Origin of the sequence: Bacillus cereus group sp. BfR-BA-01381 (genome assembly GCF_022663555.1) — a bacterium.
Lineage (GTDB): Bacteria > Bacillota > Bacilli > Bacillales > Bacillaceae_G > Bacillus_A > Bacillus_A pacificus.
Genome location: NZ_JAKUFR010000039.1, coordinates 1 through 15,945, shown reverse-complemented (window position 1 = coordinate 15,945; position 15,945 = coordinate 1). Strand labels below are relative to the sequence as shown.

Genomic DNA, 15,945 nt, shown 5'->3' with positions numbered 1-15,945 from the left:
ACGTTATGTCGCAACATAGGGTATTTTGTGTCGCTACGTTTTCTATTATAAAAAATAGTTGTGCAAAACTAGTGCATTTTTTATGTCAATTACTCTGAGCGAGAAATCACTCTTCCACTCAATCACATAAAAAGAGTTTTTTATCATTTTCATGTAAACTATACAAGTAGAATGAACAGTTTGGGGTGCACAAGATTATGGTAAAAATTTTATTAGTAGACGATGAAGAACGTATGTTACGATTATTAGATCTGTTCTTAAGTCCTCGTGGCTATTTTTGTATGAAAGCTACCTCTGGCCTTGAAGCACTAAAGTTAATAGAACAAAAAGACTTCGATATTGTTTTGTTAGATGTAATGATGCCGAATATGGATGGATGGGATACTTGCTATCAAATCCGTCAAATTTCCAACGTTCCCATTATTATGCTAACAGCTCGTAATCAAAATTACGATATGGTGAAAGGCCTTACTATCGGTGCAGATGACTATATTACAAAACCATTTGATGAGCATGTATTAGTTGCACGAATTGAGGCTATATTACGCCGTACAAAGAAAGATGGATTTGTTAGCTTCAATGGTATTGAGTGGGATAAAACGAAACATACTGTCACAGTGTATGATGAAAAAATCTCACTGACTCCTATCGAATTTTCGTTACTTGGACTATTTTTACAAAATACAAACCGTGCTTATAGCCGAGATGATTTAATCGAAAAAATTTGGGGTTATGAAACAGACATTGAATATAGAACAATCGATTCACATATTCGCAATATCCGTGATAAATTACGTAAAAAAGGATTTCCAGTTGAAAATTACTTAGAAACTGTTTATAAGGTCGGATATAAATGGAAAAGTGAATAATTACTTCGGTCAGTGGACAATAGTATATCACTGACCCTTTATATGAAATAAGGTATGGTGAGAAAATGAGTAAACTTTCACTTAAAATTGGTACATACTTTTTAATATTAGCTTTATGTATTGAAACAATTGCTTTCGTATCTTTTTACAAAAGCATTTCAACAATGCGGATTGAGGAAGAAACACTTGCTCTTTTAGAGAAAGGGAATCGCTATAGTAAAATGCTAAAAAAACGTGCAGAGTGGAATGAACGTACTAAACACCAACAATACACTGAACGTCCAAAACGTTATGGGTATCAGGAGTTCACTATCGAACATGCGGCTGAAGGATTAATTGAATCCGAGTTAATTGCTAACTCGGATATAACTATCATTATCACTGACAATGACGGGAAAATTATCTCTAACTCAGAACCCGTAACAAAGGAAATGCAAAAACAGCTTACTTGTAAAACAGAACCTATTCCAAAAGACGGATTAATTATTGAAAGAAATTGGAAAAAATCAAAATTCATCTCAACAGTAAGTCCAATTGAAATTCAAGGATTTCAAGGTAATTTATATATGTTATTAAAAACATCTTTCTTAGAAAGAATGTTACTTAAACTCATGAATCAATTCCTTATTATTAGTATATTGACGGTTATTTTAACAACTATTTCTGTCTTTGTTTTTTCTCGTGTTATTACAGAACCGCTTATAAAAATGAAGCGGGCAACAGAAAAAATGCCAAAATTAAATAAGCCAATTCAATTAGGTATTAAACGGAATGATGAACTTGGAAGCTTAGCAAAAACGATTGAAGATTTGTCCAGTGAACTGACTTATATGAAAAAAGAACGCAATGAATTTCTTGCTAGTGTCGCCCATGAACTATTAACTCCATTGACCTATATGAAAGGTTATGCGAAAGTAGCAAAGAGAGACACTTTAACGAAAGAAGAGCGAGAAGAATACTTACAAATCATTGAGGATGAAACAGATAGTATAACTGATCTCGTTCAAGATTTATTTATGCTTGTACAATTAGAACAACACCAATTTGTTATAAAAAAACAAAAAGTGACCCTTCAACCATTTTTAGAACGAATGGTTGAAAAGACAAAAACAACATTAACTAACAAACAAATGCAACTCCATGTATATTGCAAAGACGATTTAGAAGTTTGCATAGACGAAAGACGTATGGAACAAGTTATGTTAAATTTATTACACAATGCTTATCAACATTCGCTAGAAAACACCACTATTACAATACGCGTACTCACAGAAACAAATTCTTTTACAATAAGTGTACAAGATGAAGGTGAAGGTATTCCTGAGGAAGATATTCCGCATATTTTCGATCGTTTTTATCGTGTTGATAAATCTAGAACGAGAGCTACTGGAGGAAAAGGTATCGGGCTAGCTGTTGCGAAAGAAATTGTGGAATTGCATAACGGTTCCATTCTAGTAACAAGCAAATTAGGCGTAGGAACAACCTTTATAATTGAGCTACCTTTTGAATAATATATGTGTGTGAAAACACCAGTAGTAGTAAACACTACTGGTGTTATTTTGTTCATAAAATCAGCTCATATAAGCTAAGCTTTTGAAATTATTCTTATTTCAATATAAAATAAAGATACATTTGTCAAAGATTTGGAGGGTGATATAATTGGATATCCATGTATTAACAAAAGACGAAGCGGAAATTTACTTAGAACTTCGTGTAGAAGGATTAAAGCAAAACCCTGAAGCTTTTAGCTCTTCTTATGAAGATATTATTAATAAAGAGTGTGCGATTGAATATAAAGCACAAAAATTAGCACAAGATGAAAACTATACGCTAGGTGCATTCAAAGATGGAAAATTAATTGGGGTTGCAACACTGGAAACGAAACCATATGTAAAACAAGAACATAAAGCTAAAATCGGTTCTGTATATGTGTCTCCAAAAGCACGCGGACTTGGAGCAGGAAAAGCACTTATTAAAGAATGTCTTGAACTTGCTAAATCTTTAGAAGTAGAACAAGTTATGCTTGATGTTGTTGTTGGCAACGATGGAGCAAAAAAACTTTATGAATCATTAGGATTTAAAACATTCGGTGTGCAAGAACGTTCATTAAAATATAACGGACAATATTGGGACGAAGAGCATATGGTCTTATTCTTAGACGAAAATAAATAAATAAATAAATAATAAAAAACATCCTCTCATGTATGAGGATGTTTTTTTACTTTTTTTCTAAACCACGCTGTATTTAATAGTTGAATCGCTTTTGCAATTTCTTCTTCTGATAAGATCGCAAACCCAAGTAAAACGACATTTTCAGGTGCAGTACCGTCTTTATAGTACGTAGAAACAGGATATACTTTAATACTATATTTTGCAGCTTCTTGAATGAGTTCCTCTTCTCGCATTCCATTATGCACTTGTAATAAAATGTGCAATCCTGAATCTTCTCCTATCACTTCAACACGATTAGAGAAATACTTTTCTATTTCAAAGACAAGTCGATCCCTCTTTTTTCGGTAGACGACACGCATTTTATGAATATGTTTTTCCCAATAGCCTTCATTTAAAAACTTTCTAATCACTTCTTGATCCATTCTTGAAACGCTTTGTGTATAAAACAAATATTCTTTTTGATACTTTATAATTAAATTCTTCGGTAATACTATATAGCTCATCCGTAACGAGGGCAATAAAGCTTTTGATAGCGTCCCCATATAAATAACTTTCCCCTCTGTATCTAATCCTTGTAGTGCCGGAATTGGCCTTCCTGAATAGCGAAATTCACTATCGTAATCATCTTCAATAATATACCTGTCTTTCGCTTTCTTCGCCCATTGTAAAAGCTGCGTCCTTCTCGTAATAGGCATAATCATTCCATATGGGAATTGATGAGAGGGAGTTACAAATACAACATTTGCATCGCTATTTTCTAAATCTGCCATACAAATGCCGTCCCTATCTAAAGACAACATTTGAACCTTCTCTTCTCCCTGTTCAAAAACGACCATTTTCCTATGATAACCTGGGTTTTCAACTGCATAATTGCTTCCCTTTAACAATTGAAACAATAGTTTCACTAATATTTGTGTTCCCGCTCCTAATACAATTTGACTAGCTGAACAACGCACACCTCTAGATTCATACAAATAGTTCGCAATTTCCTCTCGTAAGCTTAATTCTCCTTGAGGGTGTCCAAGAAAAAGCAAATCATTATTATGCGGCTGCCATACATCATTTATAAGCTTGCGGTACATAGTGAAAGGAAAAGTATTCGTATCAACCCCTGTTTGGGTGAAATCAAATGTATAGTTCTCCTCTCGAAACGGTACTTCTTCTACTTTCGCTTCGCTTCCTTCTACATCAATCATTTGTTCAACTTTACATACAAAATAACCTTTTCTTGATGCCGACTCAATATAACCTTCTGCAAGTAATTGCTCATAAGCCGCTTCTACTGTATTCTTACTCACTTGTAAATAACTCGCCAGCTTTCTTTTTGCAGGTAATTTTGTAAAAGCCGGAATCGTTCCATCTTTAATCTCTTTTTTTATATACTCATACAATTGCACGTACAATGCTCTTTTACTATTCACATTTAAATTAGGTGTTAATTCTAACATAATATCTGACCCCTTAATAAAACTGAAATCTGATACTTTTTACAGTACCAGAAGTTATATATAATTCCTTTTATCATGTCACACAAAAAAAATCAAATACTGGAGAGGAGAAACATGATAATGAACAATGGTAGACGTATCGGACTCATTATGATTATTACAGGAGCTACATTATGGGGGTTATCTGGTCCAATGATTCAGTGGCTATTTCAGCATACTAATGTATCCTCAATTGATTTTTTAACAATTCGATTGCTGCTTGCGGGAATATTTATTTTATCTTTTTTACTGATAAAGAAACAAAACATTTTTCAAATTTGGAAACACCCTAGACATTCTATACAACTTATTATTTTCTCTATTCTCGGCATGCTTGGTGCGCAATACGCCTTTATCGAGACGGTTCATATTAGTAATGCGGTCACAGCGACATTATTTCAATTTCTAGGTCCTGTTCTTATTACCATTTATGTCGCATTTGAACAACGAAAATTCCCTGCTTCTATGCAACTACTCGCAATTGTAACTGCGCTAACAGGGACATACTTTATTATTACAAACGGTTCAATTGAAAATATTATTTTATCGAAAGAAGCCATTATTTTTGGTCTATTAACAGCAATTGGATTTGCATTTTATACCCTTCATCCAGCTTCCCTTATTAAAGAATACGGAACAACTGTAGTAATTGGCTGGGGGATGTTAATTGGCGGCATTGCCCTGCTTATTTGTAATCGCTCGTTTGGATGGCATGAGCTTTCGCAAACTTTTACAACAAAAACTTTTTCAATGCTTATTCTTATCATCATAAGTGGAACTCTTTCTTTTCTTCTTTATATCGGTAGTCTGAAATATTTAGCAGCAACAGAAACAAGCATTTTATCTAGTATTGAACCACTTGTAGCTGCCATCGTTTCAATCGCTTGGCTGAATGAATCTTTTGGAGCATATCAATTATTAGGCGGCGTATGTATCGTTCTTTCTGTTATTTTCTTAACGATGCCGCAAAAAGAGAATGAGCCAGCCTTTACATCTGAACAAATATAGAAAATGTCAAAAAAGGTCGTACAAAACTTACGACCTCTTTTTATACTTTAAAGGAATTGTCCCGCTTTCTGGCAAATACAATTACACTAACAATCAAAATTAGGAGTGTGGCACCATGAAAAAAATCGGAACTATGCTACTGTTCTTCTTTCTCATCACTGGATGCTCGCAATTGCAACCTGATTCAGAATTACCTAAAAAAGAAACTATCGCAACGTCATCCACTCAAGTTAATGCACCTTCCTTCTTTCACCTTAGCGTTTTAAAAGATGTAAATTGGGAAGAAACACCCTCCTTCATACAAGAAAAAATACCTTTAAGAGGTATCGAAGACAAAATCGCAATGGCTGATAGCCCTATTATCGCAAATGAAAAAAGCGAAATGATGTGGTACTTTTTAGATCCTGAAATGCCAACTGGAGAATTATCTATTATTGCACTAAAGCAAGGATCAGTAACTCCAACACCCGTACTCTTTCAACAAGAAACTTCCAAACCAACTTGGACTACTTCAAATACAATTGATTCCACTACAAGCGAACTTCCTCTCACTATGTCACTACCTTCATCTGGATTATGGGTATTAAATATATATGTGAATGAAAAATATTATGATCAGTTTGTAATTACTGCTGAGTAAAGTGACAGAACTAAATTAGTTTCTTACAACCATGTAATTTCCACGTCATATACTTCGATAGTTGAAGTCTCTCTCTTCTCTTATACTTAAAGTAAGAAATGACACGAGGAGAGATGAGAGATGAAAAAAATGATAGAAGTGATCGTAGCAGTAACTGAGGTTTTAGTAAATGGTAAACAAGTTGCAATGGAATTAAATAAATAGTGAGGAAACATAAATAAATAATGTTACACTTCTTCATTATTTTGATTTCTTATCTCAAAAAAGCAGTGCCTCTTTAGGCACTGCTTTTAGCTATTAATAACTTGGTATTTTCGTAATTTGCGCCACGCCTGAATCAATGGCTGCTTTCGCTACAGCTTCCGCAACACTTGGAACAACTCTTTTATCTAACGGATTCGGGATTACATAATTCGCATTACGTTCTTCGTCCGTAATGATGTTAGCGATCCCATATGCTGCCGCTAATTTCATTTCTTCTGTAATATCAGTCGCGCGCACATCTAACGCACCGCGGAATATTCCGGGAAACGCCAATACATTATTTACTTGATTCGCATAATCCGAGCGCCCAGTTCCTACTACAGCTGCCCCAGCCGCTAATGCATCATCAGGGAAGATTTCTGGAATTGGATTCGCCATTGCAAACACAATTGCTTTCTCATTCATCGTCTGTACAAGTTCTTTCGTTAATACGTTAGGAGCAGATACGCCAATAAAAATATCAGCCTGATGAATTGCTTCTTTTAACGTTCCACGCACATGTTCTCGATTTGTCTGTTTTGAAACTTCAATTTGCGCTGCGTTCATCCATGTTTCACCTTCACAAACAATACCTTCTAAGCTAACTAACGTAATGTGCTTTGCACCAGCTTTTAATAATAGTTTCCCAATTGCAATTCCTGCCGAACCCGCACCGTTAATAACGATTTTTACATTATCCATTTGTTTGCTAACAACCTTTAATGCATTAATAACAGCTGCTAAAACGACAATAGCTGTTCCATGTTGATCATCATGAAATACAGGAATATTCGTTTCTTCTTTTAATCGTTTTTCAATTTCAAAACAACGTGGTGCTGCAATATCTTCTAAATTGATCCCTGCAAATGTAGGCTCTAAATTTTTTACAAGGGTAACGATTTCATCCACATCAGTCGTACCTAAACATAACGGGAAAGCATCTACATTCGCAAATTTTTTAAATAAAATACTCTTCCCTTCCATAACAGGCATAGCTGCTTTCGGGCCAATATTCCCTAAACCGAGTACCGCTGTTCCATCTGAGATAACTGCCACCATATTACCACGTGCTGTATAGTCATACACTGTTTCTTCATCTGCTGCAATTGCTTTGCAAGACTCCGCTACACCTGGTGTATATGTCAGACTTAAATCATCCGCTGAATTTACTTCTACCTTACTTGTAATTTCAATTTTCCCTACTAATTCTTTATGCAATAACAATGATCTTTCATTAATTTGATTTTCTAACATACTTATAATCTCCCCTTAATTTGACAAGCTAGCTATATGAATATAGCTAGCTTGTTTGATCATGAAAACATTTTTAATAAAATTGTCGCTGTTACAACCATTGCTGCCCCGCCTAAACGAGTCGAAATTTGCGCGAATGGCATTAATTCCATTCGATTTGAAGCTGATAAAATAGCAACATCTCCAGTTCCACCTAAACCACTATGACATCCAGTTACAATCGCTGATTCAACTGGATACATTTTCATCACTTTCCCTACAAGAAAACCTGATGCTACCATTGTAAGAACAACTGATGCGCACACTACAACATATCCTACTGAAAGAACTGCTGCTACGTCTTTTAGCGGAATATATAGTAATCCTAGTCCAACCATTAAAGGCCAAGTTAAATTCTTCGAAATGAATTTATATAGATGGAATGCTCCTTGCTCCATTTTTGCTGGCATTAATTTAAAGTATTTCACAAGTGCTGCTGAGAAGATCATAATGATTGCCCCAGGAATACCGATGAACTTAGAAGCAAATCCTCCGAAGATGAAGAATGTACATGCAATTAATAAACCTGCTCCCATTAATGAGAAGTCAATTGGCTTCTCTGTATTTTGTTCTTTTAATAACTCGGCTTGATTATCTGTTTTTACTAATACACCGTTACCACTAAGCTCCGGTTTCTTCTCACCTAAACGCTTCATATACCCTGCACTCACAATAGCAAACATATTTCCAATAATAGCCGCTGGAATAAGCTGTGATACAAATGTTGCTGATGATTCATTTAAAATATCACTATAAGCTAGCGACAATGGTAAAATCCCTTCCCCGATACCACCACTCACAATTGGTACGATGATAAAGAAGAATGTTTGCTTCATTTCAAATCCAAATAGTGAACCAACCAATAATCCTACTGCTACAGAAGCTAACGTCCCTACCACTAAAGGTATAAACATACGAACGAAACCTTGCACTAATACTTTACGATTCATTCCTAAAATACTTCCGACTACTAAACAAGAAATATATAAATATAAAAAGTTCGATTTTTTCATTAACATAGTCGCAGCTTCCATTGAAGCTGGATTCATCCAGTTAAAAAATACAAGTAATGATGGAATAAATAACGAAAGTATTGCTGGACCACCGATATTTTTTAAAATTGGAATTCTCATCCCAATGTCTCCTAAGAAAATACCCATGATCATAATAACTGCAAATCCACCAATCATATCTGCTGGCAATTTATTATATACAGATGCCCCATAAATAATAGCAGCCAATACTACATATAACGGTAAAGGTATAACACCGATTTTCACATTCATAATTTTAGAAGCGAAAGATTCTCTTTGTACTTCATTTCCTCCAGAAAATGATACCGCTTCCACATCCTTTTGAATTCCCATATGGCACCCCCTTGTTTTCTTAATAACAATATTAAAACGCTTTCAATAGTAAAAATAGTTTTTGTAAGTTTTGTAATTGATTTTGTAATTAAAAAAAGTATAAGCGACTTATAATAAGTCGCTTATACGTAAAACTCTATTTTATTTTGGTCAATACATCTTAATTTACTCACCGGTCTCCCTACATGTTGATACACCATTTCGTTTTCTAACACTCCAATTTCAGTTAAAAACATTACATACTTTCGTATAGAAACCCTTGAAACACCAACTAATTGCGCCATTTCCTCTGTTGTAAACGCTTGTCCATTTAGCGACTCGATCTTCTGCCAAATTAATTGCATCGTTTGCTTCGTTAATCCTTTTGGAAGCTCTTTAGTGACAGTAGGCTCTCTTTTTTCTTTTTGCAAAATTAACGAATCTAATTCCGATTGACTAATTTTTTGTTGTTCTTTCATGAAAGTAAGTTTTTCTCGATATATAGTTAATGCCTCTTTAAATCGTTCAAATGTAAATGGCTTAATTAAATAATCTACTACGCCATATTGTAATGCTTTTTTAATACTCCCCATATCATGTACAGCTGAAATCATCATAATATCGATTTCTTTTTCTTGGTTCCGAATATACATTAAAAGCTCAAATCCAGTCTCTTCAGGCATAAAAATATCAAGTAATACTAAATCTACTCGTGATTCCTCTAATACTTCTATCGCCGATTTTACCGAATTAACTGCTTGAACAAGTTCAAACCCTCCTACTTGCTCTAAATAATGCGTATTTAACATTGCTACCATCGGGTCATCTTCTACAATTAAAACTTTAATCATATTTGCCTCTCATCCCTACCTTTAGGTATTTCAATTGTTATCGTTGTTCCCTTTCCTACTAATGAATGCATATGAATTTCCCCATTTATTCGCTGTATACTTTCTTTTACAAGATACAAACCATAACCACGGTTATCTCCCTTTGTGGAATAACCTTTCGTAAATAATGCCCCTATTTCTTCTTCTTGTATACCTTTCCCCGTATCTTGTACTGTAATGATTAATGTATCCCCATATTGTATCTCAAGTTCAACTTGCTTCTTTTCACAATTCGTCACTGCCTCTAATGCATTATCAATTAAATTTCCGACAATCGTAATTAGTTCATGAATAATACTTTCATCATCTATTTCCGGCATGTAAGAATCTTCACTTATAATTAATTTTATATTTTTCTCTCTAGCATAGCTAAGTTTCCCGAGTAAAAAACCAGCAAATACTGGACTTTTTATTCTTTCCATAACCCCACCAATTTCATATTGATGCTCTGATACCATACCGCTTATATACTTCTGTAATTCTTCATACTGCTTCATGTGTGTAAGCCCTAATACGACATGCATTTTATTCATAAATTCATGCGATTGTGCCCGTAAGGCTTCTGCATATAGTCTAATACCAGTTAATTCTTCTGCTAACTTTCTAATCTCTGTTTTATCACGAAATGTTGCAATCGCACCAACTATTTCTCCTTTTACATATAAAGGAACACGATTCGTCACAATCGTAATTCCATAAATATTTTGTTCTTCGTTTAATTGTACTTCTCCCGTTTGTAATACTTCTTTTATACGTGAATTAGGCATATACAACTCAACATCTTTACCAATAAAATCTTCTTCAAGACCACTTTTCTTAAACAATCGTTTTGCCTCATTATTTATTAAAGTTACATTGGCCTCTTTATCTACAGCAATAATACCTTCTTTTACAGATTGTAACATCGTATTTCTTTCTTCGAGAATTTTCGCTATCCTGTGAGGTTCAAGACCGAATAAACTTTTCTTTATATGTCTAGCTAGCAATATTGCTCCTATAATTCCGACTAGTATTCCAACTCCGACACCAATATAAATGATATGTCTGCTTTCCTTAACTCTCTCTTTTACATTATCTGCTGAAATACCAACGGCTACCGCTCCAAGCTGTTCACCTGTTTCAGAAAATACAGGTACAAACACTCGCATTGAAATACCTAAAGTTCCTTCTGCCAGCGATACATGTTCCTTTCCTTTCAATGCAGGCCCTTCATCTCCCCCAATAAAATGATGACCTATTTTTTGAGGATTTGGATGTGATTTTCTTATTCCATTCATGTCCATAACTACAATAAATTGAACACCTGTGTTTTTTAATATTCTATTTGTATACGTTTGGATTGCAGTAATATCTGCTTTCCCAGTCAAACCGTCGATTACAATCGAATCATTCGCCACAATGTGTGCAATTGTTTTTGCTTTCTCTGCTTGGCTATCCTCCGTTGTCCGTTCTACATTATGACTAATTAATATATCTGTCACAAGTAAAGAAAAAATTACAACTGTACAAACTAACAATGTAATCGTTTTCCATAAATTCCATAGTCTTTTTCTTTTTTTCATCCCGTTAATGACTCCCCTAATTGCTGAATAGAAAAATAAGTAAGGTGATATTATTTTCACCTTACTTATCTGCTGTTATTATACTTTAAATTTACTAGTCATCGCTTGTAGTTCTTCGGCCATCTCAGCTAAATTTTGCGAAGCTGAACTAATTTCTTCCATGGAATTAACCTGTTCTTCTGTTGAAGCTGCAACACTTTGCATACTAGCTGTATTTTCTTCTGCCGCAGCTGCAATTTCATCAATAGCATTTGTCACTTCATTTGCATCTCCAGCAATTCTCTTCGTTGTTTCTACCATTTGATTCACTTGAGAAACAATATGTGTAGTAGAACTTAAAATTTCCGTAAAACTTACTTTTGTTTTTGTTACAACATCAAGGCCTTGTTGGACTTCCCCATTCACATTATCCATCGCCTTAACAGTATGTTCAATATCAGCCTTAATTTCTGCAATTAAATTTGCAATCTCTCCAGATGATTCTCCGGACTGCTCCGCTAATTTTCTAACTTCATCTGCTACAATAGCAAATCCTCGGCCCTGTTCACCTGCTCTTGCTGCTTCAATAGCCGCATTTAAAGCTAAAAGATTCGTTTGAGTAGCGATATTTTGAATTGCTTCAGAAATAGCCCCTACCTGCTTAGATTTCTCATCAAGAAGTTTAATAATGGCATCTGACTCGGATACCGACCTAGAAATAGACTGCATTTGTTTTGCTGTTTGTTCAACTAATTCTTCCCCTTCTTCAGCTCTTTCTCTCGCATGCAATGAGGATACAGAAATTGATTCTGCACTTCCAGTTACATCTTGAATTGCTGTATTTACTTGTTGTAATGTAGCCGCACCTTCTTCAACACCTTGACTTTGTGATTCAGCCCCACCTGATACTTGTTCCATTGCAATTGTAATTTGATCTGTCGCATCATTTGCTTGCTGTACGCTCGCTGTTAACTCCTCAGCCGATGCAGCGACATGCTCTGCTGAAAAACTAATTTGAGTAATCACATCTTGTAAAGAGGCAGACATTTCATTAAAGGAATTCCCCAATTTCCCTATGTCATCCTTGGAATGGATTGTAATTTTCTCTGTTAAATCTCCCTTACTAATTTTATGTGCCGAGTCAGCTATTTTTCTTAATGGTCTTGTAATAGACTTTGTAATGAAATAAATTAATACACTACCAAATACAATAGCGATAGCAATAACAATAAAAGTCTTATAAAACACTGGATTCGCAGCCTGGTTAATTTCTTCATCAAACATAACTCCAACTACTTTCCAACCCGTTTTCTCATTTGTTGCAAAGATTAAATGCTTTTTATCATCTTGTTCTGTATAAGAGACATTTCCTTGTTTTTCTTCATAAATTGGTTTAATCCAAGGATCAGTAACTTTTGCACCTGGTTTTCTAGATGGATGACTAACAATTTGCTTATTTTGATCTAAAATAACTGCATAACCTTTTTCACCAATGTTAATCATTTTGGAAATTTTCAAGATGTTATCTAGATTTAAGTTAATTCCTATAACACCTTTACCATCTTTTACTTCTTTTGCAATTGTCACTACCATATTTTTTGTAGATGCTGATTGATATGGTGCAGTAACAATTACTTTCCCTTTATTTTCATGTGCTTCTTTATACCAAGATCTATCTGTTGGATTATACCCATCATCCATTTTGATAAATGGTTCTCTTATAAACTTTCCTGTCTGCGTTCCAATATAAATACCTTCTACTTCTGGATGAAGTTTTATATATTGCGCTAACTTCGTTCTTACTATTTCTTCTTGTCCGTTTGGATATGTATCCTCTGTTAAGATGTCTGCAAAGTATGCTGCATCAACAAATTTCTCTTCTATATTTTGAGAAATAACAGTATTTAAAATCGAAATGTTTTCCTTTGCTTTACCTGTGATTTGTTGTTCAAAATTTGTTTTGGCGGTTTGATATGAAACACCACCGATAATAAGTCCTGGTATAGTTAAAATAAGAAAAAATGAAATGATTAATTTTTTCTTGATGCTCATACATTTAACCCAGTTAAATATTTTTTGCATAATAAGCCTCCTTTATGGAATGTGGATACTTGTGTAATTTTATACAAGTAACATATATAAAACAATATATAATGATAACATATAATATTTTCGTCAATTATGCATTTTTACATATTCACTACTTCTAAATATTTAATCATAAAAAACAAAAGAACTTTAGCTTATATAATAGGCTAAAGTTCTCTTATTTCTTAACAAAAAAACCAACAAAACTCCTCTTATAATTCCTTACTAATTCATTTAGAGCTTTTCACATAACTAATCGCCTGACTCCCCATTTGTACCCATGCCTTTTCAAAACTTTCTCTCGGTACTTTTACATCTAAACTATCACTTAGAGGATCTCGAATATATACAAATTTCTTATCATATCCAATAAGCACTACACAATGTTCATTATACGTAATAGAAACATCCCCACTATTTGTGTCCCATGTAGTAAATTCATCTTCATCTAACGGCGCAAATGTTGCATTCGTAATCATGACTACCGGTTGTCCTGATTTTACACTCTTATAAAGTTCTTCTATACTCTTCCCCGTTAAGTCCACAGCTTTATTAGGTAAATACTGTTTCGCTAATTGAAATAATGGTCCATGATATACACCATATCCAGATTCAGAAAAGGTATAAATATTCCCTACAAATCCTTCATTCGGGTTCCCACGTATACCATCGTTCATAAAATCAACTTTCTTTATTTCGTTTGCTAATTTCATCTTATCCACTGTAATACCTGCGTATTGTAGCATCATCGCTAAGCTCGTTACTTCACAGCCTCTATCTAACTCTGGTAATTGCTGAATGAAAGGTACATTTGATAAGATGACCTTTTCACCATTATTACTAATCTTCGCTTCTTTTCCACTTTGTATATTGAAGAATGTTAACTTCTCCACATACTTTGTAATTCCATTTGTATATACGTTCCATACTGCTATACCGAGTAAGGCCATACATAAATACCACTTCCATTTCCGTATCACTCTCACACCGATACGATAAACTTAACTAAATCTATACAATTCAATCAAATTTACACAAGTTAGTGCTTCATCGTGTTCTCGCAGCCCCAAAGGGACGAGGGGTATAACACTCCACACGAGGCAGTATCGTTACCTCCTATTATCAAGCATTTATTTTACCCATCTTGATAAATTTATCGACGCATTTACATCCCTATCGTGATAGCTATTGCATGAAGCACAACACCACTCACGTATTTTTAAACTCCACTGTCCTTCTGGTTGAACTGAATGGTCGTATTTTACTCCGCAACATGAGCAAATCTTGCTTGAGGCGAAACATTTATCAGCTTTTACATACGCAATGCCGTACTTCTCGCACTTGTATGATAAACATTGAAAGAAGAAGTTTAATTTTTGAAAGGAAAGTGCCTTCGATAGTTTTTTGTTTTTTAACAGGTTTGAGATAGATAAGTCTTCCACAACAATTCTCATTGGTTTGGTTTTCACCAATTTAGCTGTTGCTTGATGGATATGGTTATTTCGGATATTCATAATTTTCCTAGATAACCGCAGGTGCTCGATTTTTGCTTTTTCATATCCAGCAGATTGAATTTTCACACCTTTTTTAAATCTCCTAGACATATCTCTTTGTGCTGACTTTTTCCTTCTCAAAAGTTTTTTAACCTTGGCATCTTTGTTTATATTTCGTTCTTTCATACCATTAGAAGCTACAAAAAGTTCTTTTAAACCAACATCCACACCAATCGATTCATTCGTTAGTTCTTGTGATTCAAAGTCTTCTTGGAATCCTACACTAATCCACCAGTGACGACCATCAAAGGTAACTCTTGGATTGGATGGTTTTTTATTTCTTGGTAGTTGTTGGCTTGTTTTCACTTCTCCAATAGACTGAATATGAACTACTCTCTTTCCTATAATCAGTCTTTCATAATTGGCATAAAATCCTTGAATCAAATCTTTTTTGGATTTATAAGAAGTGTGATACCCATTTTTGTACTTTTTGAACGAATTTTTTCTCGCCGTATCAAAATCTTTTGAAGCCTGTTTGGGCACTTGTGCATTGATTTCTTTTAACCACTCATAATTCTTTCGCTTCTTGATCTTTGTAAATCGTTTCTGTAAAGCTAACTGTGAAACAGATTTTCCAAATAGCTTATAATATCTATCACTCATTCTTTTACAATAGTTATAAGCGAATCTTGCAGCTCCAGCATGGTTTCTCAGCACTTGTTCTTGTTCAGGCGTTGGAATCAGTCTAACTTTCTTCGCCAATATCATCAGAATGTAACTCCTTTAATGAAAGATTTGTTCTTCTGAATCGTAGCGTGTTCCACCAGCATTCTCCTGAGACTACTCGGATGCAAACCTGTTAATTCTGATACTTG

13 protein-coding genes and 1 pseudogene are annotated in these 15,945 nt (G+C 34.5%); 5 read left to right on the top strand and 9 right to left on the bottom strand.

Annotated elements, in window-relative coordinates:
- Positions 1-197: 197 nt before the first annotated feature.
- The 3 genes from MR079_RS15045 (at position 198) to MR079_RS15035 (ending at position 3,041) form a co-directional block, all read left to right on the top strand.
- A complete protein-coding gene (locus MR079_RS15045; RefSeq protein ID WP_000238954.1) occupies positions 198-869 on the top strand; it encodes a response regulator transcription factor in 672 nt (223 codons plus the stop codon).
- Positions 870-934: 65 nt separating this feature from the next.
- Complete coding sequence (locus MR079_RS15040; RefSeq protein ID WP_242294210.1) at positions 935-2,380, top strand: HAMP domain-containing sensor histidine kinase; 1,446 nt, start codon at positions 935-937, stop codon at positions 2,378-2,380.
- A gap of 148 nt (positions 2,381-2,528) precedes the next feature.
- Complete coding sequence (locus tag MR079_RS15035; RefSeq protein ID WP_000351212.1) at positions 2,529-3,041, top strand: GNAT family N-acetyltransferase; 513 nt, start codon at positions 2,529-2,531, stop codon at positions 3,039-3,041.
- Positions 3,042-3,067: 26 nt separating this feature from the next.
- Here MR079_RS15035 and pdxR read toward each other — a convergent pair whose 3' ends face one another.
- The gene (gene pdxR, locus MR079_RS15030) at positions 3,068-4,489 is read right to left on the bottom strand and encodes a MocR-like pyridoxine biosynthesis transcription factor PdxR (RefSeq protein ID WP_139869366.1); all 1,422 of its coding nucleotides are present in this window, start codon (positions 4,487-4,489) and stop codon (positions 3,068-3,070) included.
- A 120-nt stretch (positions 4,490-4,609) separates the two neighbouring features.
- Here pdxR and MR079_RS15025 point away from each other — a divergent pair, with 120 nt between their 5' ends.
- Together MR079_RS15025 and MR079_RS15020 are read left to right on the top strand one after the other, a co-directional pair.
- Complete coding sequence (locus MR079_RS15025) at positions 4,610-5,536, top strand: DMT family transporter (protein ID WP_139869365.1); 927 nt, start codon at positions 4,610-4,612, stop codon at positions 5,534-5,536.
- A gap of 115 nt (positions 5,537-5,651) precedes the next feature.
- Positions 5,652-6,176 carry a DUF4871 domain-containing protein gene (locus MR079_RS15020; protein WP_139869364.1) on the top strand — a complete coding sequence of 175 codons (525 nt, stop codon included), beginning with the start codon at positions 5,652-5,654 and terminating at the stop codon, positions 6,174-6,176.
- A gap of 297 nt (positions 6,177-6,473) precedes the next feature.
- On the opposite strand, the gene MR079_RS15015 is transcribed toward MR079_RS15020, so the two are convergent.
- From MR079_RS15015 to MR079_RS14985, 8 genes and pseudogenes are all read right to left on the bottom strand, one after another.
- Positions 6,474-7,673: an NAD(P)-dependent malic enzyme gene (locus MR079_RS15015; protein ID WP_242294209.1), complete on the bottom strand. Its 1,200-nt coding sequence runs from the start codon at positions 7,671-7,673 to the stop codon at positions 6,474-6,476.
- Positions 7,674-7,732: 59 nt separating this feature from the next.
- Positions 7,733-9,079 carry a 2-hydroxycarboxylate transporter family protein gene (locus MR079_RS15010; RefSeq protein WP_000512693.1) on the bottom strand — a complete coding sequence of 449 codons (1,347 nt, stop codon included), beginning with the start codon at positions 9,077-9,079 and terminating at the stop codon, positions 7,733-7,735.
- Positions 9,080-9,201: 122 nt separating this feature from the next.
- A complete protein-coding gene (locus MR079_RS15005; protein WP_029437405.1) occupies positions 9,202-9,909 on the bottom strand; it encodes a response regulator in 708 nt (235 codons plus the stop codon).
- A complete protein-coding gene (locus MR079_RS15000) occupies positions 9,906-11,510 on the bottom strand; it encodes a sensor histidine kinase (RefSeq protein WP_139869361.1) in 1,605 nt (534 codons plus the stop codon). The genes MR079_RS15005 and MR079_RS15000 overlap by 4 nt, the downstream gene beginning before the upstream one ends.
- Positions 11,511-11,588: 78 nt before the next feature.
- A complete protein-coding gene (locus MR079_RS29565; protein ID WP_440025286.1) occupies positions 11,589-12,407 on the bottom strand; it encodes a methyl-accepting chemotaxis protein in 819 nt (272 codons plus the stop codon).
- 120 nt (positions 12,408-12,527) lie between these two features.
- A pseudogene (locus MR079_RS29560) lies at positions 12,528-13,541 on the bottom strand (HAMP domain-containing protein); the annotation flags it as partial.
- A gap of 266 nt (positions 13,542-13,807) precedes the next feature.
- Complete coding sequence (locus MR079_RS14990; RefSeq protein ID WP_242294208.1) at positions 13,808-14,557, bottom strand: C39 family peptidase; 750 nt, start codon at positions 14,555-14,557, stop codon at positions 13,808-13,810.
- Between the two features lie 150 nt (positions 14,558-14,707).
- Positions 14,708-15,838 carry an RNA-guided endonuclease InsQ/TnpB family protein gene (locus tag MR079_RS14985; protein WP_242294207.1) on the bottom strand — a complete coding sequence of 377 codons (1,131 nt, stop codon included), beginning with the start codon at positions 15,836-15,838 and terminating at the stop codon, positions 14,708-14,710.
- Positions 15,839-15,945: the final 107 nt, after the last annotated feature.